Source organism: Dorea amylophila (genome assembly GCF_025567265.1).
Classification (GTDB): domain Bacteria; phylum Bacillota; class Clostridia; order Lachnospirales; family Lachnospiraceae; genus Dorea_A; species Dorea_A amylophila.
In genome coordinates, this window is sequence record NZ_JAOQJW010000001.1 from 99,436 (window position 1) to 121,201 (window position 21,766).

Consider the following 21,766-nt stretch of genomic DNA (forward strand, 5'->3'; position numbering starts at 1 on the left):
TAAGGCATTTGATACACACGGAATAAAGCTTCGGGTAGCCACAGCCTTCCTGAATTAAATCCCAACATCAGCCTCAAGTATCTCTGCCTCACCAATCGGAAGCACCAGACAGGTGGCTGTAATGAGCGGCACGAATGTAAACCATATTCCATGAATTCCGGCGTGCTTTACTGCAAAATATCCGGCAAGAACTCCTAGATGGAAGAAAATTAGTGTACCTGTAAAAAGCCATGCGCGTTTTTTCTGTGACTGATCATGAGTCATATGATATCTCATCCACGCAAGAATGGTCTGTTTGTAGTTATTTGTCGAAAAGATGGTGGAACTGTTATAACATTCCGGAGTAGTAAACGTCTGCCACTGGTATGCATTCAGGATGAATACAGGGAACAGTGCGATCAATGGATGAACGGATGACGGAATGATTCCGGCAATCCATACACAGACAGTTTCTATCACCAGCGCGATATAAGATTTTACGGAGGAAAAACGTTCCCCGATTAAGAAAGCTGCAATGATTGCAAGACCATATAAAATAAAAATCGCCAGACGCAGAAAAGCATCTGTCAGATTCATTTCAGCAAAATTTAAGATCATTTCAATCAGATTCATGGTCTGTGCGGCACCGAAGTTACCACCGCGGACTAAGATGGCGTAGACACCGGTCAGTCCGCCGATAAATGCAAGGTTTATGTGCAGTAATGCGCGTTTATGATTATGTATCCAATTCATTTTTATCACCCGTTGCCTATTATAGGCTGGGGAAACAGAAAAATCAAACAAAAGTGCAGAAAAATTCGATTGAATGGAAAATAATACAAATATAGATTGACATTTGAAGGAAAGTTGAGTATTATAGACTTTAATGAATAAAAGCGTTAAAGTACGAAAGCCAAAGACGCTAAGAATCATATAAAACATAATAAATATGAAATGAACACGAAAGGGGAATTTTCCAATGCCGATTACAGATATATTGGAGAAAAACTGCCGCCTGTACGGAGACGATGTTGCGCTGGTAGAGATCAATCCGGAGATGCCGGAGACAAAAAGAACTACATGGAAGGAGTTTGACCTGATTGAACCATCCCGTGCAGCTTATTACAGAAGAGAAATTACATGGAATGTATTTAACGAAAAGGCAAATAGATTTGCCAATCTGCTGGTTGAAAGAGGAATAAAAAAAGGAGAAAAAGTGGGGATTCTCCTGATGAACTGTCTGGAATGGCTGCCAATCTATTTCGGAATCCTGAAGACCGGAGCACTGGCGGTACCTTTGAATTTCCGTTATTCTGCGGATGAGATTAAGTATTGTGTAGAACTTGCAGAGATAGATATTCTGGTATTTGGGCCGGAGTTCATCGGACGAGTAGAGGAGATTGCAGACGAGATCAGTAAAGGACGTCTGTTATATTTTGTAGGAGACGGATGTCCCGGTTTTGCGGAGGATTACAATGCGCATACAGCTAACTGCTCCAGTCAGTCACCTAAGATTGATGTGAACGACGATGACGATGCAGCTATTTATTTTTCATCCGGAACAACAGGATTTCCGAAGGCAATCCTGCATAATCATGAATCGTTGATGCATGCGGCAAAAGCAGAACAGAATCATCACGGTCAGACAAAAGACGATGTGTTTTTGTGTATTCCGCCGTTGTATCATACCGGAGCCAAGATGCACTGGTTTGGCAGTCTTCTGACTGGTGGAAAGGCAGTATTGTTAAAAGGAACAAGTCCAAAGACAATTTTACAGGCTGTATCTGAAGAACACTGTACAATCGTATGGCTGTTAGTACCATGGGCGCAGGATCTTCTGCTTGCACTTGACAACAAAGAACTGGACATTGCAGATTATGATCTGGAGCAGTGGAGACTGATGCATATCGGAGCACAACCGGTACCGCCAAGTCTGATCAAACATTGGAAAGAATACTTCCCAAATCACAAATACGACACGAACTATGGTCTGAGTGAGTCTATCGGACCTGGATGTGTACATCTTGGAGTGGACAATATTGATAAAGTAGGAGCTATCGGAAAAGCCGGATATGGATGGGAAACGAAGATTATTGATGAACAGGGTGAGCCTGTAAAACAGGGCGAGACCGGAGAACTTGCAGTCAAAGGACCTGGAGTCATGACCTGTTATTACAGAGATCCAAGAGCAACCGCAGAAGTTCTGCATGATGGATGGTTATATACCGGAGATATGGCGATGGAAGATGAAGATGGCTTTATCTTTCTGGTTGACCGTAAGAAAGATGTTATCATCAGTGGCGGTGAGAATATCTATCCGGTGCAGATCGAAGATTTCCTGCGTACCAACGAGGCAATTCTGGATGTAGCTGTTATCGGGCTTGCTGATCACAGACTGGGCGAGATATCTGCGGCGATCATTGAACTGAAGCCGGGAGTAGAATGTACGGAAGAGGATATTCAGGAATTCTGTAAGAAGCTTCCAAGATATAAGAGACCACGGAAGATTATATTTGCAGATGTCCCACGTAATCCTACCGGAAAGATTGAAAAACCAAAGCTTCGTGCGAAATACGGAGCAACACAGCTGGTTGCAGCACAGAACCAGGGATAATGAAAAGTATCAGAAATGTCATTTCTTTTGCAAGGAAAACTTTGTAGGGAGATGACATTTTTTTACAGACGTGTTTATAATAGTGAGAATGAAAAATAAGCAGACTGGAGCTGAAGATAGAATGAATCAGAATGAGAAAAAAGAAATGAAGATCCGAATTGCAAAAGAGGAAGATGCGGAAGCACTGCTTGCAATCTATGCGCCTTATATCGAGCACACAGTTATTACATATGAGTATGATGTGCCGACCGTGGAAGAATTCCGAGGAAGAATCAGACGCGTGCTGGAGAGATATCCATATCTTGTGGCAGAGTTAAATGGGGAAATATGCGGATATGCATATGCAAGTGCCTTTCACGACAGACCGGCAGGTGGATGGAATGTAGAGACATCTATCTATGTGGACCAAAATAAAAAAGGAATGGGAATCGGAACAGCACTGTATGATAAGCTAGAGAAGATATTAAAGAGGCAAAATGTACTGAATATGAATGCGTGTATCGCCTGTACGGAAATAGAAGATGAATATTTGACCAATGCAAGTATTCGTTATCATGAACATCTGGGATATCGTATGGTCGGCTGGTTTACAAACTGTGGTTATAAATTCCACAGGTGGTATAATCTGGCGTGGATGGAAAAAGAGATTGGAGAGCACGTGGCAGATCAGCCGCCGGTGATTGCTTTTCCGGAGATTGTGAGAGATATTTCTTTACAGAACGGAGAACTACGTTTATAATATGCATGTTAAAATAAGTGAAAATACAAGGTTTCTCCGAAGCCTTCATACCTAAGATCACATAAAGTATCATATCTGAGACGTTGATGTATGCAAAATGAAATCAAAATCAGACATAATAAAAGAATTGTGATGATGGGATGTTGGCCAGGAACGGCAGATATGTCAGTTCCTCAGGGTAGATGTGGAAACGTATCTGCCTCCCGCATATTTGGAAAGGAGAGCAGCACCTGAGATATACAAGAGAAGTTGCCGGATGTCCAAGCATCTGTAAAGAACTGCCAGTGGCAGATTTTTTGAATATATGGCAAGTTCTCTGTGTCTGCCTGCTCTTTTTTCGGAAAGAGCAGGTTTTTTATATTATGAATGAAGAATTGGATAAGATAAAGTCCGGATCCAGCGCAGTGATACTTTGCGGAGGGAAAAGCACCCGGATGAATCAGGATAAAGCAGGACTTTTGATTGGGAAGAAGACATTTTTACAACAGATAGAGAAAAATCTAAAAGACGCAGATGAGATATTGCTCTCGGTAAAAGACCGGCGGGATTATCCTGAGATAGGAGCAAGGCATATCGAAGACCGGGAAGCGGATAAGGGTCCGCTTATGGGACTCTGCTCGGTGTTGGAAGAATGCAGTTATGATAAGGTCTGGGTAATGTCCTGTGATATGCCGTTGGTTAACTGGGATACGGCACAGGAACTGGAACATTATCTGACAGATGGAATCGATGCAGTAATCCCGGTAGACAGAACCGGAAAGAAATACGTTCTCTGTGCATGGTATCGGAAATCTATACTGGAGATTCTGAAAGAACAGATGGGATCCGGAGATTTGAAGGTAAAGCACCTGCTGGGGCGTCTGAGAGTGTGTTATGTAGCTGTAGAAGGATTGACGGATGGAAGCCGTAAATTCCAAAATATCAATACCAGGGAGGAATATCAGACGTTTACAGAAAGATTAGAAGTCAGTCCGGAAAAAAAACTGCACACAGATATTCCGATTGTATCTTTTGTCGCATATTCCGGCACCGGTAAGACGACATTTTTGGAAAGATTAATTCCAAAGCTGAAAGCACGGGGACTTAAGATCGCAATTGTGAAACATGACGGACACCGATTTGAAATTGACCACGAAGGAAAAGACAGTGACCGTTTCACAAAAGCCGGGGCAGATGTGACGGGACTGATCTCATCGGAAAAAGCGGTATTGATGGAAAACAGGCAGACAGATCCGGAGAAATTTCTGAAAAAGATAGACGGAGTAGATCTGATCCTGACGGAAGGATTTAAACAAGGACCATGGCCGAAGATTATGCTGCACCGGAAGGGGACCGGAAAAACCATGCCGCTATTGCCAGAAGAATGTCTGGCAGTGATCAGTGATGTGGAGATTCTGGATTGCGAAAATGTCTTCACATTGGAAGAGATAGAGAAAACGGCAGATTTTTTATTCCGCTATATACAGAATATATCATGATAATAATGTAAACAAAAAGAAAATGAGGAGAAAAATATGAGACTGATCAGAACAGAAGATGCAGCAGGACATGTATTATGTCACGACATGACACAGATCATTCCGGGAGTAACGAAAGATGCAAGATTTCGGAAGGGCCATGTTGTCACAGAAGAAGATATTCCGGTATTGCTTTCGATTGGGAAAGAACATCTGTATGTCTGGGAGAAGACAGATGGAATGCTTCATGAAGATGAAGGTGCGGAACGCCTGCGTAAGATCGCACAGAATGAAAATATGCATCCGTCGGAAGTAAAAGAAGGAAAGATTGAATTGATTGCGGATATTGACGGTTTATTTCAAGTGGATGTCGGGCGTTTATATGATGTGAACAGTGTCGATGAGATCATGATCGCGACCAGACATACGAATATGGCAGTGAGAAAAGGAGACAAGCTTGCGGGAATGCGTGTGATTCCGCTGGTCATAGATGAAAAGAAACTGGAAGAAGCAGAAAAAGCAGCGGGGAAAGAACCATTATTGAAGGTGACACCGTGGAAATTAAAGACTGCAGGTGTGATCACGACAGGAAGTGAAGTCTATAAAGGCCTGATCAAGGATCAGTTTACGCCGGTAGTAGAAAAGAAACTGGAAGCATTCGGGATACAGATGATAAAACATGTGCTGTGCAGTGATGATATAGAGATGATTACACAGGCGATTGCAGATATGAAGAAATCAGGAGTGGATCTGATTATCTGTACAGGAGGAATGAGTGTTGATCCGGATGATAAGACGCCGGGGGCGATCAAAGCTTCCGGAGCCGGGATTGTAACCTATGGAGCACCGACACTTCCTGGGGCAATGTTGTGTCTTGGATATTTTGAGGACGGGACACCGATTGTCGGACTTCCGGGGTGTGTGATGTATGCAAAGGCGACGGTATTCGACCTGATCCTTCCGAGAATAGCGGCAGGAGTCCGGATTGACCGGAAAGCGATTATCCGGATGGGACATGGAGGACTCTGCCTGGGATGCAGGGAATGCCATTATCCGGTCTGCCCATTTGGAAAGGAGACATAAAGTGCGGCCATCCAGAGTAACACTTGAACAGGCGCAGGAGTTGTTTAAAACCTGCATGCCTGTAAGAAAAAAAGAAGAAAAGCGGTCGGCAGACTGTCTGGGACAGATTCTGGCAAAGCCGGTATATGCGGCAGTGACACAGCCGCCGTTTCCAAGATCCGCAATGGATGGATTCGCATTGAGAGGCCGAGATATATGCAGGGCGGATATACAGCATCCGGTTACATTAGAAGTTACAGGGTGCGTGTGTGCCGGACAGGAGACGGAACTTGTGCTAAAGTCGTATCAGGCAGTACGGATCATGACCGGTGCGATGATACCGGAAGGCGCAGACTGTGTGGTAAAGCAGGAAGATGCAGAATGGGACGAAAGAGCAGTCCGGATATATCATAATGCGAAGCCCGGAGAAAATTACTGCCCGGCGGGAGAAGATTTTTCGGCAGGAGATTTGCTGGCAGAAGCCGGAACCCCGGTAGATTCTTATCTGCTGGCAGCTGTCACGGCAGCAGGAGTAAGAAACCTTACGGTGTACAAAAGACTGAAGGCAGCGGTGATCACAACGGGTGATGAACTACAGAATACAGAGACACCACTGCAGCCGGGAAAAATCTACGATGCGAATGGAATCTGGCTGTGTACAAGGTTAAGAGAGATGGACTGCGAGGTAGTACGGTATCAGACAGCAGGAGATGACCAAAGTAAAATTGCAGATGAGATCAGAGAAGCATGGAAAGAAGCAGATCTGATCCTTACAACCGGAGGTGTGTCGGTAGGAGAGAAAGACCTTCTGCCGGGTGTCATAGAAAATCTAACCGGAAACGTGTTATTTCATGGGATACAGGTAAAACCCGGAATGCCGACGATGCTTTCGATGGTGAAGGGAACTCCGGTTCTGTCGCTTTCAGGCAATCCATTTGCTGTGGAAGCGTTATTTGAAGTATTAGCCGGCGGCTATCTGACAGATATGGAAGCCAGCAGGTATTTGCAGAAAAATCAGATGAAAGCATTGAAACAGACATTTGTAAAGACAGGTAAAATGAAACGGATTGTAAAAGGAAGATGTGATGAAAGCGGTGTATATCTACCACAGATCCAGAAAAACGGTCAGCTTAAGAACGGAATCGGAAGTAACTGCCTGGTGATTTTTCCGGAAGGTGAACGGACGTATGCAGAAGGAGAAGTCGTTCGGGTAATCAGGATATAAGCAGAATCACATAGTAAAAAGGAGTAATCATGGGAGAATTTACGCATTTTAATGAACAGGGACATGCAGTGATGGTTGATGTCAGTGAAAAATCAGACACAGTGCGTGAAGCAACGGCAATGGGAAGAATCTCAATGTCGCAGGAGTGTTTCGAAAAAGTGAAAACAGGCGGAATGAAAAAAGGAGACGTTCTTGGAACGGCCAGAATTGCAGGAATCATGGGAGCTAAGAGAACATCGGAGTTGATTCCGCTGTGCCACATCCTGAATCTGAGCAAGGTTATGATAGAATTTGAATATATAGAGGCAGCCTGTGAAATTGAAGCATGCTGTACAGCGAAGACAGTCGGAAAGACCGGTGTAGAGATGGAAGCGCTCACCGGTGTACAGGTAGCACTGCTTACTATCTACGATATGTGTAAAGCAGTGGATAAAGGTATGTGCATGAAGGATATCCGGCTGTTGGAGAAAACAGGTGGAAAAAGTGGAGTGTGGAAAGCCGGACAGGAGAAGAACATATGATCGATGCTGCCGGAAGAACAATTGATTATATGAGGATCTCCATTACGGACCGGTGTAATTTGAGATGCAGGTACTGTATGCCGGATGGAATTACGCAGGTAGCTATGTCTGAGATCCTCACATACGAAGAAATTAAAAAAATATGCACGCTTGCAGAAGAGCTTGGAATCCGGAAGATCAAGATTACAGGAGGAGAGCCGCTGGTAAGAAAAGGTTGTGTGGATCTGATCGGAATGATAAAAGAGATTCCGGGTATCATCCAGGTGACGATGACGACAAACGGCGTCCTATTGAAAGAAAACCTGAAAGCATTAAAGGATGCCGGACTGGATGGGATAAATATCAGCCTGGATACACTGGATCATAAAAAGTACTACAAGATCACCGGAACAGATGCCTGTGATACTGTGCTGGAAGCAGTGGAGGCTTCGGCAGAAAGTGGAATACGGACCAAAGTAAACAGTGTGTTGCAGGATGCCGGTGACAGACAGGAATGGAGAGCACTGGTAAAACTGGCAGAGAAACTGCCGGTAGATGTCAGGTTTATAGAATTGATGCCGATTGGCTGTGGAAAGAGGAATACAGGTGTATCGAATCTGGAATTACTGGATGAAATAAAGAAAGAGTATCCGGATATCCGGATAGATCCGGAAATACATGGAAACGGACCTGCGGTATATTACCGGATCCCGGGATTTGAAGGAAGCATCGGATTCATTAGTGCGATGCACGGTAAATTCTGCAACACCTGTAACCGCATACGGCTGACTTCAACCGGAGACCTGAAGCCGTGTCTGTGCTACGGGGATATATATCCGCTTAAAGAATTACTGAAAAGCGGAACAGATGATGAGATAAGAGAACAGATAAAGCATGCCATAGAGAATAAGCCGGCGGCACATTGTTTTGAAAAGCCGGGGGAGATTACAGAAGCACATCAGATGGCACAGATTGGAGGATAAAAACAGGATGGATCAGAAGAAAGGCGTAGTCAGAGGAATCTGTATCAGCAAAAAAAGAGGAACTGCCAAGTATCCGGTAGAGTCTGCCAGGATCGTACCGGACTGGGGAATCGAAGAAGATGCACACGGCGGGAAATGGCACAGACAGATCAGCCTCCTTGCACTGGAGAAGATTGAAGCGTTCCGGGAACAGGGAGCAGATGTGGATTTCGGGGCATTTGGAGAGAATCTGATCATAGAGGGATTCGACTTGAGAAATGTTCCGGTAGATTCCGAGATACGGATCGGGGATACTGTCAGACTGAAAGTTACACAGATTGGAAAAGAATGTCACAGCCATTGTGCAATCTATCGGCGGATGGGAGACTGTATCATGCCGAGAGAAGGAATTTTTGCAGAAGTGCTGGAAGGTGGAAACATCTGTGTGGGTGACAGTGTAGAAGTCAGAATGCCGCAGGCAAACCGGCCATACAGCACTGCGGTGATCACACTGAGTGATAAAGCATTTGCCGGGGAGAGGGAAGACTTAAGCGGTCCGGCGGTTGAAAAGATGCTAAGAGAAAGTGAAGAAAAAGAACATATCAGATTTGATATAAAAGAGACACTTCTTCTGCCAGACGGCGAAGAAGGACTGAAAAAGCAGCTGATTCGTCTGGCAGATCAAAGGCAGCTTGATCTGATCCTGACAACAGGTGGAACGGGATTCGCACCAAGGGATGTAACGCCGGAAGCTACTTGTGCAGTCTGTGACCGCATGGCAAACGGAATTGCAGATGCGATCCGGAATTATTCCATGACGGTTACAGACCGTGCGATGTTTAGCCGGGCAGTATCGGGAATTCGGAAGAAGACACTGATCATCAATCTTCCGGGAAGTCCGAAAGCAGTGACGGAAGCATTGGAGTATATTCTTCCGAGACTTCCTCACGGACTGGATGTTCTGCGGGGAAATGTACAGGAATGTGGCAGAAAATAATCCTGGTGCAGATATAGCAACTGGTAAACTTATAAAAACACAAGAACAGGAAGAGAAAGTATTATGAGAAACCAGATAGTAAAGAGAATCGCAGCTGTCCTTCTGGCGGGAGTGATGGTAGTCTCACTGGCAGCATGCGGAGGAAACAAAAAGACAGAAGAAAAGGCAGCAGATGACAGCAAAAAAGAGACGGAGATCCAGGTATTCATCGCAGCAAGTCTGAATACAGTTATGACAGAACTTGCTAAAGAGTATAACGAAGATCATCCGGAAGTGAAGATCACCTTCAACGCAGACAGTTCGGGAACGCTTCTGACACAGATTGAAGAAGGATATGAGTGCGACTTGTTCTTCTCGGCAGCACAGAAGCAGATGGATCAGCTCGAAGCAGACGGACTGGTAGTAGACGGAACAAGAGCAAACGTCCTGAACAACCAGGTAGTAGTTATATCTCTAAAGGACAGCGGAACAAAGGTGACAGGGCTTGAGAATTTGAAAGATGCCAAAAGTATTGCACTTGCAGGAGGAAGCGTTCCGGTCGGAAAGTATACAAGACAGGCACTTGTAAATCTCGGAACATTAAAAACAGACGGGGAAGTAGATGCCATTACAACAGTCCAGGTATCACAGGCACTCGGTGGAGTTGAGATCAGTGAGGAAGACAATGTAAGTAAAGTACTTACAGCAGTAGCAGAAGGATCCTGCGAAGTGGGAACAACATACTATTCAGATACTTACGGATATGAAGACAAACTCGATATCCTTCAGACAGTAAGCTATGATCTGACAGGTGATGTTATCTATCCAATCTGCCAGGTACAGAATGATGAGGCAGATAAGACACAGACTGTAGCAGCAAAAGACTTCTACAAATTTGTATTATCTGATAAGGCCAAGAAAGTCTTTGATGCATACTACTTTGATACAGATGTAGAAAGATAAGAAAATCTATAGGAGTACAAACACAGAAAATATGCAGACGGTTACGGCTGCATGTTTTCTGTTTATCAAAGTATATTACAGATAAAGTATGTAATAGATGCAATAGATGAAATACGAGGAGGAAAATACATGGATGCAGTGATAGAGATATTAAAGGGACTGGACTACAGTCCGTTGTATGTATCATTGAAGACAGGAATTGTTGCAACGATATTCTCATTTTTCCTTGGTCTGTTTGCTGCGAGAAAAGTGATCAAGGCAGGTCCGAAAGTGAAAGCAATTGCAGATGGAATCCTGACACTGCCGATGGTACTGCCGCCAACGGCAGCAGGATTCTTCCTGCTTCTTCTGTTCAGCAGAAGACGTCCGTTTGGAATTCTGCTGTATGAGGAGTTTGGTATCAAGGTTGTACAGACTTGGGCAGGCTGTATCATCGCAGCAACGGTGATCGCATTTCCGCTGATGTATAGAAATGCAAGAGCGGCATTCGAACAGATCGATGTAAATCTGATCCATGCGGCAAGGACACTTGGCATGCCGGAATATAAGATATTCTGGAAGGTTGCGGTTCCTTCTGCAGGACCGGGCCTTGTGGCAGGAACAATCCTGACATTCGCAAGAGCGCTGGGAGAATACGGTGCAACGTCCATGCTTGCAGGCAATATTCCGGGAAAGACGGGAACCATTTCCCAGAGGATTGCAATGGTTATCCAGGATGGTGATTACATGACAGCCGGAATCTGGGTTGTGATCATTATGCTGGTTGCATTTGTGCTGATATTCCTCATGAATCTGGTGACAGGCCGGAATATGAAGAATATCCGGAGATGGTAGGAGGAAAGACAGATGTCGATGGAAGTAAAGATACATAAGAAGTTTGGAGAATATGAACTGGATGTCTACTGGAAATCCATGAAGAAGAGAATCGGAATCCTTGGGGCTTCCGGAAGCGGCAAGAGTCTGACTTTGAAAAGCATTGCGGGAATTGAACATCCGGACAATGGCTATATCAGGATTGGAGAGCATATCCTGTATGATTCCGATTCCGGAACGTGTTTAAAACCACAGAAAAGAAATGTCGGTTATATGTTCCAGAACTATGCATTATTCCCTGCAATGACCGTGGCACAGAATGTAGGAGCCGGACTTTCCGGTGATAAAAAGAAGAAGCAGGAACAGGTAGAGAAGATGATACGGCATTTCCGCCTGGAGGGGCTGGAAAAAAGACTTCCGAGAGAGCTTTCCGGTGGTCAGCAGCAGAGAGTTGCACTGGCGAGGATTATGGCATATGAGCCGTCCGTCATCCTTCTTGATGAACCGTTTTCGGCACTGGATGTCTTCTTGAAAGACCGTCTGCAGCAGGAGATGATGGAACTTTTGAGTGATTATGACGGGACGGTGATCCTGGTGTCCCACAGCAGGGATGAAATCTACCGGTTCAGCGAAGAACTTCTTGTTATCGATGACGGGAAGCAGATCTGTTATGGTGATACAAAGGAGATATTTGACCATCCAAAGAAGGTAGAAGCTGCAAGACTTACCGGGTGTAAGAATATTGTTCCGGCAGAACGTCTGGATGCACATCATGTCAGGATTCCGGACTGGGGAACCTGTCTTCATCTGAAACAGATGATAGATGTGGATATCACCCATATCGGGCTCCGCGCCCACGAGTTCATTCCGGTATGGGGAGAAAGAGAAGACAACTGTATTCCGGTTAAGGTAAAAGGAAAGGCAGAATTTCCATTCGAATGGAAATATTTCTTAAAAGGAGAGACGGAAGAAAGCGACGATATCTGCTGGTATGTACAGAAAACCCTCTGGGCAGAACTGGAAGAAAAAGGAATTCCGGATTATTTGAAACTGCCGGAAAAAGAGATTCTTTTGCTGAAATAGAAAGCATGTTATAATGAGCATCAGAGTTTTAAGATGATTCTATGGAGGAAAATAATGTATACAATCGGAACACACATGTCCATCGCAGGAGGACTTGCAAAAACTGCGGAAAACGTAGTAAAGATGAATGCTGATACCATGCAGATATTCAGCAGGAATCCAAGAGGATCAAGTTATAAAACGTATCTGCCGGAAGAAATAGAAAGATTCCAGAAGATACGGAAAGATCATGCATTCGGTCCGGTTCTCGCACATGCACCGTATACGATGAATCTGGCGAGTGCAACAGAAAAAACGTATGAATTTGCCTGTACGGTGATACGGGAAGATATCAGACGTATGGATGAATTGCAGATAGAAAATCTGGTATTCCATCCGGGCAGTCATACCGGGATTGGAGAAGAAGCGGGAATTGCCTATATCATCCGTGGACTGGATCAGGCAATTACAGGTTCGGAGAACATTACGGTTTTACTGGAAACGATGAGTGGAAAGGGTACAGAGATCGGTTACCGGTTTGAACAGCTAAAAGAGATCCGGGACGGTGTGCAGCATCCGGAAAGGATCGGAATCTGTCTAGATACCTGTCATGTGTTTGCGGCGGGATATGATATTGTTCATAATCTGGATGGAGTGCTGGAAGAATTTGACCGGATACTGGGACTGCCGCTTTTAAGAGCTGTCCATCTAAATGACAGTATGATGCCGTTTGATTCCAGAAAGGACCGTCATGCAGTGATCGGAGATGGAGAGATCGGATTGGAAGCTCTTCTGAATGTGATGCGTTATCCAAAGCTAAAAGATCTTCCATTCTATCTGGAGACACCGCTTGATGATGCCGGACACAAAGATGAAATTGCCAGATTAAAAGAGTATCTGGGGGAAACAAGGAGCGAACATATTTGAAAGCACTGAAATATATAGCAAAAATCCAAACAGACTTTCCGACAAAATTCGGGATTCCGAGACAGTCGGGACTTGTGAATACGAAAGGAACTATTGTATTCGAACCGGAATACCGCAAAGAAGAGGCACTAAAAGGACTCGAAGAATGTTCACATCTGTGGCTGATCTGGGAGTTTTCAGAGACTGTCAGAACAGGCTGGAGTCCGACCGTGCGTCCGCCGCGGCTTGGGGGGAATAAACGGTGCGGTGTGTTTGCAACCAGATCACCGTTCCGTCCGAATCCGATTGGATTATCCTGTGTGAAGCTGACCGGAATTAAAAAGCATCCGGAAAAAGGAATGGTTATTGAAGTGGAAGGGGCAGATCTGATGGATGGAACACCAATCTTCGATATCAAACCATATCTTCCATATGCGGATTGTGTACCGGATGCCAGAGGCGGATTCGCTGATGTGGTAAAGAATTATGCATTAGAGGTAGAGATTCCGGAAATCTATCTGTCAAAACTGCCGGAGGAGCACAGGGAATGTGTGAGGCAGATTCTTGCCGGTGATCCGAGACCATCTTATCAGAATGACCCGGACAGGGTGTATGGAATGGAATATGCCGGATACGAAATCAAATTCCGGGTGAAAGACTGCGTGTTGACGGTCTGTGAGATCGGACAGAGCAATAATAGGAAGACAATCAGGAGGACATAAAGGTGAAGTACTATCTTGCGCCATTAGAAGGAATCACAACTTACATATACCGGAGGGCATATCACACACATTACCGTCCGATGGAGAAATATTTCACACCGTTTCTGGTGCCGCATACCAAAAAGGATTTTAATACACGGGAGAAGAATGATATTTTGCCGGAACACAATCCGGACATGTATCTGGTGCCACAGATCCTGGCAAATGATGCAAAAGGTTTTTTGGATACAGTAGAAAAGTTAAAGATGTATGGATATGACGAGGTGAACCTGAATCTTGGATGCCCGTCGAAGACCGTAGTATCGAAAGGGCGGGGATCCGGATTCCTGATCCATACAGAGAAGTTGGAACGGTTCCTAGATGAGATCTATGCGAAAGCGGATGTAAAGATCTCTATTAAGACAAGAATCGGAAAATATGACGCCGATGAGTGGGGACAGCTTCTGGATATTTATAATAAATATCCGGTGGAAGAACTGATCGTGCATCCCAGGGTGCAGCAGCAGTTTTATAAAGGCCATCCAGATCTGGATGCATTTGCGGACGCAGTGAAAGAATGCAGGCATCCATTGTGTTATAACGGCGATATCTTTACAGTTGAGGATATGGAAAGGTTAAAAAAACGGTTTCCGGAGATATCCTGTGTTATGTTGGGGCGTGGAATCCTGAGGAATCCGGAACTGACAGATATTATCGAATCCGGTGGCGGAAGAATTGATGTGAAGAAATTAAGGGCATTCCATGACCAGATTTTTCAGGATTACCAGGAGGTAAGCAGTGGGGATAAGAATGTGTTGTTCAAGATGAAAGAACTCTGGTGTTATCTTGGAACTTTGTTCCAGGATAAAGAAAAACAGTTAAAAAAGATCCGGAAGGCAGAGAAACTGGACCGCTATGAAGTAGCTGTAGAAGAAATCCTTTACTTTTGAAAACGTATGCAATATAATAGATAAAAATTCTATATACAGGAATTTTGAAAAAGGGAGGGGCATGAATTGGATCATTTGAATGAGTTGATCGCAGAGAATCTGAAAGATATCAGGAAAGGAAAAGGACTGAGTCTGGAACAAGTGTCATCCCTTACCACAATCAGCAAAAGTATGTTGAGCCAGCTGGAAAGAGGAGAAGTCAATCCTACGATATCAACAGTGTATAAACTGGCATTGGGATTAAAGGTACCGGTTACTGCATTTACCGCAGACAAACCACAGCCATTCTTTGAAACCGGGAAGAAAGGAGTAGAACCTTTGGCGGGGGATGATGGAAGATACCGCCTTTATCCGATCTTCAGTTTCCGGGAGGGACAGGATTTTGAAATCTTTGACTTGGAATTTGATGAGAACGGAATGATGCAGGCGAATCGTCAGATGAATGGTACGAGAGAATTCATTACCGTGTATTCCGGTGAACTGACACTGATTTTTAAAGACCAGGAATATGTATTGAGAGCCGGCGATGCGGCTTCGTATAATGCTTTTGATGATTACGTGTATAAGAACACAGGAAAGGGAACGGTGACTGCGAATATCGTAGTACATTACCCGAATTAGAAAGGAGAAACAGCATGGAAGACCAGAAACAGCGTGTATATGATGCGTTAAACAAGATGGGAATTAAGTACGAGGTGGTAGAGCATGAACCCGTACATACGATGGAGGATATGGACCGGCTGGGACTCCCGGAAAAAGGAACTTTATGCAAGAACTTATTCCTGAGAGATTCCAAAGGAAAGAGACACTTCCTGATCACAGCAGATGAGAAGACAAAAGTAGACTTAAAGACGCTCGGAAGACAGCTTGGAGCAGGAAATCTAAGCTTTGCATCCGAAGAACGCCTGGAGAAATATCTTGGCGTAAAGCAGGGGAGCGTAACTCCGTTTGCGCTGATGAATGATACCGAGCATGCGGTAGAATTTTTCATCGATAAAAATTTAAGCAGATGTAAAAGTATGGGAATCCATCCGTTGGAAAATACAGCAACAGTATTCATATCATTCAAAGATCTGGATAAGTTTTTATGGAATCTGGATGTCGATGTCGTAAAGATCAAATTGTAAAAAAGTTTATATTTTTTTAATTGCAACTTTCCTCACGTAGAAGTAGAATAGAACAGTATATGATACGAAGCAACAGATGAAAGTGAGGATAACTATGGAAGAATGGCAGAACGGACACGACCAGCCGGGATACCATTATCACCAGGAACAGGAGAGAAAACCAGTTGAGACACCGGGAAAACGTTTCTGGAAGATGTGGGGACCGCTCCTGATCAAATGGGGGATCGGAATCGGCGTAGGTATGGCAGTCATGGCAGCCATGATGATGGCATATATGAAGACACACTATCAGACGCAGGCAGCATTAGAGGCGTTGATGTCTGATCAGAATAAGCTGATGGCCTTTTATGAAAAGATGTTGAATAAGTATATCGACTATACGACATGGGTAGAAGGTCTGTCGGCACTTGTTACAATCCCTGTTATGGCACTTATGTATCACGGGGACAGAAAGAAAGAGAAGACAGCCGGTATCGTACAGGATAAGAAAGCGCCGTTGTGGCAATATCCGGCAGTGATCATTATGGCACTTGCCATGAGTTTGGGGCTGAATAACCTGATCATCATTGGAAATCTGTCAGCGATAGATGCAAATTATAAGGCAACTATGAATGCGATGTATTCGGCACCGCTTGCAATACAGATCGTGTGTCTGGCAGTGCTGGTACCCATCTGTGAAGAATATGTATTCAGAGGATTGTTCTTCAGAAGAATGGAAAGGGAAAGCTCATTTGTGTATGCGATGGTCTATTCATCCGTCGTATTTGGCATATTGCATGTGAATCTGGTGCAGATGCTCTATGGATTTGCCCTGGGGATGATGCTGGCATATGTGTATGAAAAATATGGTTCATTGAAAGCACCGGTGGCAGCACATATGTCAATGAATCTGTTATCTGTGCTGGCTACCAGATATGGACTCTATAACTGGATGCTGAAAGATAATATCCGGATCGGTATAATTACAGTTGTTTGTGCAGCAGTTGCATCAACAATGTTTGTTATAATCCAGCGCATTGAAGAAAAACCAACAAAGAAGAAAGAAAACGAGAATCTGGCAATGTAAGTTGTCAGATTCTTTTTGGGTTGGAATATAAAAAGTCAAATAATCTGACAACTCAAAATAATTTTTATCTTTACAACAGTAAAGCCTTGTGATATAGTAGGAAAAAACAAAAGAAAGGAACAGATGTATGAAAGAAGGAAATGTAGTCCAGCAACGTGGACTGTATCGTTCCGAATTTGAACATGATAACTGTGGAATCGGTGCGATCGTTAATATCAAAGGACAGAAAAGTCACGATACAGTGGCAAATGCATTGAAAATCGTTGAAAATCTTGAACATAGAGCTGGCAAGGATGCCGAAGGTAAGACAGGTGATGGAGTTGGAATCTTATTACAAGTTTCTCACAGATTCTTCTCTAAAGTCTGTAAACCTCTCGGCATCTTTTTACGTTCTGAAAGAGATTACGGAGTGGGAATGTTCTTCTTTCCACAGGACGAATTAAAGAGAAATCAGGCAAAGAAGATATTCGAAGTGATCGTCAAAAAAGAAGGAATGAATTTCCTTGGATGGAGAGAAGTTCCGGTGAAGGCAGACGTACTTGGAAGCAGAGCGGTCGAATGTATGCCATGTATTATGCAGGGATTTATTGAAAGACCTAAGAAGGTAGAGCAGGGGGGTGACTTTGACCGTAAACTGTATATTGTAAGGCGCGTATTTGAGCAGAGTGCAGATGATACATATGTGGCATCGCTTTCCAGCCGTACCATCGCTTATAAAGGAATGTTTCTGGTAGATCAGCTCAGACTGTTCTTCCCTGATCTGCAGGATCCGGATTATGATTCCGCAATCGCACTGGTTCACTCCAGATTCAGTACGAACACGAATCCAAGCTGGGAGAGAGCGCATCCGAACCGTTTTATTGTGCATAATGGCGAGATAAACACGATCCGCGGCAATACGGATAAGATGCGTGCCAGAGAAGAAAATATGGAATCCGAGTGTATGAAAGGAAAACTTCATGAAGTGCTTCCTGCAATCAATAGTAGCGGTTCTGATTCGGCAATGCTGGATAATGCAATTGAATTCATGGTTATGAGTGGTATGGATCTTCCACTGGCAGTTATGATCGCAATTCCGGAACCGTGGGCAAATAACAGAAACCTTTCCCAGAAAAAGAAAGATTTTTATCAGTATTATGCAACTATGATGGAACCATGGGATGGTCCGGCGTCTATCCTGTTCAGTGATGGTGACTGCATGGGAGCCGTGCTTGACAGAAATGGCCTGCGTCCATCGAGGTATTATATCACGGATGATGATATGCTGATCCTTTCTTCGGAAGTTGGTGTACTGGATATTCCACCGGAGAAGATTGTAGTGAAAGAACGTTTGCATCCGGGAAAGATGCTTCTGGTAGATATCAAAAAAGGAAAAGTCATTGATGACGAAGAATTAAAAGAAACTTATGCAAGCAGACAGCCTTATGGTGAGTGGCTGGATAACAATCTGATCGAATTAAAGGATCTGAAGATCCCGAATCAGAAGGTTCCAGCTTATACAGCAGAAGAATGCAGAAGACTTCAGAAAGCATTCGGCTATTCATATGAAGAAGTAAAGACTTCTATCCTGAACATGGCGAAGAATGGTGCTGAAGGAACAGCAGCCATGGGTATTGATGCGCCGCTTGCGGTATTATCTGACATGCATCAGAACCTGTTTGGATATTTCAAACAACGTTTTGCACAGGTAACCAACCCTCCAATCGATGCAATCCGTGAGAAGGTCGTTACATCTACAACGGTTTATATTGGTGAAGATGGAAACCTTCTGGAAGAAAAAGCAGAGAACTGTAAGATGTTAAAGGTTAACAATCCAATTCTTACAGAGACAGATCTTCTGAAAATTAAAAATATGAAAGAAGATGGATTCAAGGTTGCGGAGATTCCGACCATCTATTACAAGAATTCGAGCCTTGAAAAGGCAATTGATTATCTGTTTATTGAAGTTGACAGAGCTATCCGTGAAGGAGCCAACATTCTGATCCTCTCAGATAGAGGTGTAGATGAATATCACGTGGCAATGCCTTCGCTCCTGGTGCTTTCCGGACTGCAGCAGCATCTGGTGCGCACAAAGAAACGTACTTCTGTAGGAATCGTTCTGGAGACCGGAGAACCAAGAGAGGTACATCACTTCGCAACACTGATCGGTTATGGTGCATGTGCGATCAACCCGTATCTTGCACACGAATCCATCAAACAGCTGATCGATACGGATATGCTTCAGAAAGACTATTACGCAGCAGTGGATGATTATAACAATGCGGTACTTAGCGGAATTGTAAAGATTGCATCAAAGATGGGTATCTCCACAATCCAGTCTTATCAGGGAGCAAAGATATTTGAAGCAATCGGATTAAAACAGGAATTCATTGACAAATACTTTACAGATACTGTCAGCAGAATTGGCGGAATCGGAATTGAAGAGATTGCAGCAGATTATATTGCGCGTCATTCACAGGCATTTGATCCGCTCGGACTGGAAGTGGATATGACACTGAACAGTGTAGGACAGCATAAACTAAAAAGCGGCGGAGAGAGACATCTTTACAATCCACAGACGATCCATATGCTGCAGGAATCTACCAGACGCGGTGACTATGGTATGTTCAAACAGTATACAGAGCTGGTCAATGCGGAAGGAGAACACATCAACCTGCGTGGACAGTTAGAATTCAACTATCCAAAGAAAGGCATTCCAATCGAAGAAGTAGAAAGCGTCGACGAGATTGTAAAACGATTCAAGACAGGAGCAATGTCTTATGGTTCTATCTCGAAAGAAGCGCATGAGACACTGGCAATTGCGATGAACCAGTTGCATGGTAAATCCAACAGTGGTGAAGGTGGAGAGGAGATTGAACGTCTGGATACGAACAGATGCTCTGCAATCAAACAGGTAGCTTCCGGACGATTTGGCGTTACATCCAGATACCTGGTAAGTGCACAGGAAATCCAGATCAAGATGGCGCAGGGGGCAAAACCGGGAGAAGGCGGACATCTGCCGGGCGGAAAAGTATATCCGTGGATTGCAAAGACGCGTCACTCTACACCTGGGGTCAGCCTGATCTCACCACCGCCACATCATGATATCTATTCGATCGAGGATCTTGCGCAACTCATTTACGATTGTAAAAATGCGAACAAAGATGCGAGAATTACAGTAAAACTGGTATCAGAAGCCGGTGTCGGTACAGTTGCAGCCGGTGTAGCCAAAGCGGGAGCAGGCCTGATATTGATTTCCGGATATGACGGAGGAACCGGGGCAGCACCAAGAAGTTCCATCCATAATGCAGGACTTCCATGGGAACTGGGACTTGCAGAGACGCATCAGACACTGATTCAGAATGGCTTAAGGGAAAGAGTCCGTATCGAGACAGACGGTAAGCTAATGAGTGGTCGTGATGTGGCGATCGCAGCGATCCTTGGAGCAGAAGAATTCGGATTTGCAACTGCACCGCTGGTAACGATGGGGTGTGTAATGATGCGTGTATGTAATCTGGATACCTGCCCAGTCGGTGTGGCAACGCAGAATCCGGAACTGAGAAAACGTTTCCGTGGAAAACCGGAATATGTCGTGAACTTTATGCGTTTTATTGCAGAAGAACTGCGAGAATATATGGCAAGATTCGGTGTCCGTACACTGGATGAACTGGTTGGAAGAACAGATCTTCTGAAAGTAAAGGAAGTGGCAACTTCAGAACGTGCAGCCACACTGAATCTGGAACAGATTCTCGATAATCCATATGAAGGCACAAAGACACCGATGACATTCAATCCGAAGAAAGTCTTCGATTTTGAATTGGAGAAAACTCTGGATGAAAAAGTTCTGGTCAGAGAATTGCTCCCGGCGGTAGAGAAGAAACAGAAGAGAAGCATTGAAATAGATGTGACAAATACGAACCGTACATTTGGTACAATCTTTGGTTCGGAGATTACGAGAAGATATCCGGAAGGTTTGGACGAAGACAGCTATGTGGTACATTGTAAGGGTGCCGGCGGACAGTCCTTCGGCGCATTTATTCCGAAAGGACTGACACTGGAACTGACCGGTGATAGTAATGACTATTTCGGAAAGGGACTTTCCGGCGGAAAACTTGTAGTATATCCACCAAAAGGAATACGCTATAAAGCGGAAGAAAACATTATCATCGGTAACGTGGCACTCTACGGGGCAACCAGCGGTAAAGTATTCATCAATGGCGTGGCGGGAGAACGTTTTGCAGTACGTAATTCCGGTGCGACAGCAGTTGTAGAAGGTGTAGGAGATCACGGATGTGAATATATGACAGGCGGACGCGTAGCAGTCCTTGGCGGAACAGGTAAGAACTTCGCAGCCGGTATGAGCGGTGGAGTTGCTTATGTACTGGATATGGAAAATGATCTTTATACAAGAGTCAATAAAGAGATGGTTCATATTGAACATGTGACAACCAAGATCGATGTCGGAGAATTAAAGAGCATGATCGAAGAACATGTTGCCAATACCAATTCGGAACTTGGTAAGAAGATTCTGGATAACTTCACTGAATATCTTCCGAAATTCAAGAAGATTATTCCGATTGATTATGAACGTATGCTGACAACCATCCTTCAGATGGAAGAACAGGGCATGAGCAGTGAACAGGCAAAGACAGAAGCATTTTATGCGATCAAAGAAGGAAGATAGG

19 protein-coding genes and 1 riboswitch are annotated in these 21,766 nt (G+C 44.3%); of the genes, 18 read left to right on the forward strand and 1 reads right to left on the reverse strand.

Annotated features, from left to right (window positions below; genetic code table 11):
* Nucleotides 1-54 precede the first annotated feature (54 nt).
* A complete protein-coding gene (locus OCV72_RS00465; protein WP_055281063.1) occupies nucleotides 55-732 on the reverse strand; it encodes a YoaK family protein in 678 nt (225 codons plus the stop codon).
* A 226-nt stretch (nucleotides 733-958) separates the two neighbouring features.
* On the opposite strand from OCV72_RS00465, the gene OCV72_RS00470 reads away from it, so the two are divergent.
* From OCV72_RS00470 to gltB, 18 genes are all read left to right on the forward strand, one after another.
* On the forward strand, nucleotides 959-2,593 hold the full coding sequence (locus OCV72_RS00470; RefSeq protein WP_055281065.1) for a class I adenylate-forming enzyme family protein: 1,635 nt from the start codon (nucleotides 959-961) through the stop codon (nucleotides 2,591-2,593).
* Nucleotides 2,594-2,714: 121 nt separating this feature from the next.
* Nucleotides 2,715-3,332: a GNAT family N-acetyltransferase gene (locus OCV72_RS00475; protein ID WP_055281266.1), complete on the forward strand. Its 618-nt coding sequence runs from the start codon at nucleotides 2,715-2,717 to the stop codon at nucleotides 3,330-3,332.
* 22 nt (nucleotides 3,333-3,354) lie between these two features.
* Nucleotides 3,355-3,570: riboswitch (molybdenum cofactor riboswitch) on the forward strand.
* Nucleotides 3,571-3,694: 124 nt separating this feature from the next.
* Entirely contained in the window at nucleotides 3,695-4,810 is a 1,116-nt protein-coding gene (gene mobB, locus OCV72_RS00480; protein WP_070099603.1) for a molybdopterin-guanine dinucleotide biosynthesis protein B, read from the forward strand.
* Between the two features lie 36 nt (nucleotides 4,811-4,846).
* The gene (locus tag OCV72_RS00485; RefSeq protein ID WP_055281069.1) at nucleotides 4,847-5,872 is read left to right on the forward strand and encodes a molybdopterin-binding protein; all 1,026 of its coding nucleotides are present in this window, start codon (nucleotides 4,847-4,849) and stop codon (nucleotides 5,870-5,872) included.
* 1 nt (nucleotide 5,873) lies between these two features.
* Entirely contained in the window at nucleotides 5,874-7,076 is a 1,203-nt protein-coding gene (locus OCV72_RS00490; protein WP_055281071.1) for a molybdopterin molybdotransferase MoeA, read from the forward strand.
* 29 nt (nucleotides 7,077-7,105) lie between these two features.
* Entirely contained in the window at nucleotides 7,106-7,597 is a 492-nt protein-coding gene (moaC, locus tag OCV72_RS00495) for a cyclic pyranopterin monophosphate synthase MoaC (protein ID WP_055281073.1), read from the forward strand.
* Nucleotides 7,594-8,559 carry a GTP 3',8-cyclase MoaA gene (gene moaA, locus OCV72_RS00500; RefSeq protein ID WP_055281075.1) on the forward strand — a complete coding sequence of 322 codons (966 nt, stop codon included), beginning with the start codon at nucleotides 7,594-7,596 and terminating at the stop codon, nucleotides 8,557-8,559. Before moaC ends, moaA begins: the two co-directional genes overlap by 4 nt.
* A gap of 7 nt (nucleotides 8,560-8,566) precedes the next feature.
* Nucleotides 8,567-9,535, forward strand: coding sequence for an MOSC domain-containing protein (locus OCV72_RS00505; RefSeq protein WP_055281077.1), 969 nt, complete (start codon nucleotides 8,567-8,569; stop codon nucleotides 9,533-9,535).
* 63 nt (nucleotides 9,536-9,598) lie between these two features.
* Entirely contained in the window at nucleotides 9,599-10,477 is an 879-nt protein-coding gene (gene modA, locus OCV72_RS00510) for a molybdate ABC transporter substrate-binding protein (protein WP_172677186.1), read from the forward strand.
* A gap of 129 nt (nucleotides 10,478-10,606) precedes the next feature.
* Complete coding sequence (gene modB, locus OCV72_RS00515) at nucleotides 10,607-11,311, forward strand: molybdate ABC transporter permease subunit (RefSeq protein WP_028087107.1); 705 nt, start codon at nucleotides 10,607-10,609, stop codon at nucleotides 11,309-11,311.
* 12 nt (nucleotides 11,312-11,323) lie between these two features.
* Complete coding sequence (locus tag OCV72_RS00520) at nucleotides 11,324-12,373, forward strand: sulfate/molybdate ABC transporter ATP-binding protein (protein WP_055281079.1); 1,050 nt, start codon at nucleotides 11,324-11,326, stop codon at nucleotides 12,371-12,373.
* A gap of 54 nt (nucleotides 12,374-12,427) precedes the next feature.
* A complete protein-coding gene (locus tag OCV72_RS00525; protein WP_055281082.1) occupies nucleotides 12,428-13,279 on the forward strand; it encodes a deoxyribonuclease IV in 852 nt (283 codons plus the stop codon).
* On the forward strand, nucleotides 13,276-13,980 hold the full coding sequence (gene tsaA, locus OCV72_RS00530) for a tRNA (N6-threonylcarbamoyladenosine(37)-N6)-methyltransferase TrmO (protein WP_055281084.1): 705 nt from the start codon (nucleotides 13,276-13,278) through the stop codon (nucleotides 13,978-13,980). Before OCV72_RS00525 ends, tsaA begins: the two co-directional genes overlap by 4 nt.
* 2 nt (nucleotides 13,981-13,982) lie before the next feature.
* Nucleotides 13,983-14,909: a tRNA dihydrouridine synthase gene (locus tag OCV72_RS00535; RefSeq protein WP_055281086.1), complete on the forward strand. Its 927-nt coding sequence runs from the start codon at nucleotides 13,983-13,985 to the stop codon at nucleotides 14,907-14,909.
* A 66-nt stretch (nucleotides 14,910-14,975) separates the two neighbouring features.
* A complete protein-coding gene (locus tag OCV72_RS00540) occupies nucleotides 14,976-15,530 on the forward strand; it encodes a helix-turn-helix domain-containing protein (protein ID WP_055281088.1) in 555 nt (184 codons plus the stop codon).
* A gap of 14 nt (nucleotides 15,531-15,544) precedes the next feature.
* Nucleotides 15,545-16,036, forward strand: coding sequence for a prolyl-tRNA synthetase associated domain-containing protein (locus OCV72_RS00545; protein ID WP_055281090.1), 492 nt, complete (start codon nucleotides 15,545-15,547; stop codon nucleotides 16,034-16,036).
* Between the two features lie 94 nt (nucleotides 16,037-16,130).
* The gene (locus OCV72_RS00550; protein WP_226851264.1) at nucleotides 16,131-17,102 is read left to right on the forward strand and encodes a CPBP family intramembrane glutamic endopeptidase; all 972 of its coding nucleotides are present in this window, start codon (nucleotides 16,131-16,133) and stop codon (nucleotides 17,100-17,102) included.
* A 127-nt stretch (nucleotides 17,103-17,229) separates the two neighbouring features.
* Nucleotides 17,230-21,765, forward strand: a complete 4,536-nt coding sequence (gltB, locus tag OCV72_RS00555) for a glutamate synthase large subunit (RefSeq protein ID WP_055281095.1) — start codon at nucleotides 17,230-17,232, stop codon at nucleotides 21,763-21,765.
* Nucleotide 21,766: the final 1 nt, after the last annotated feature.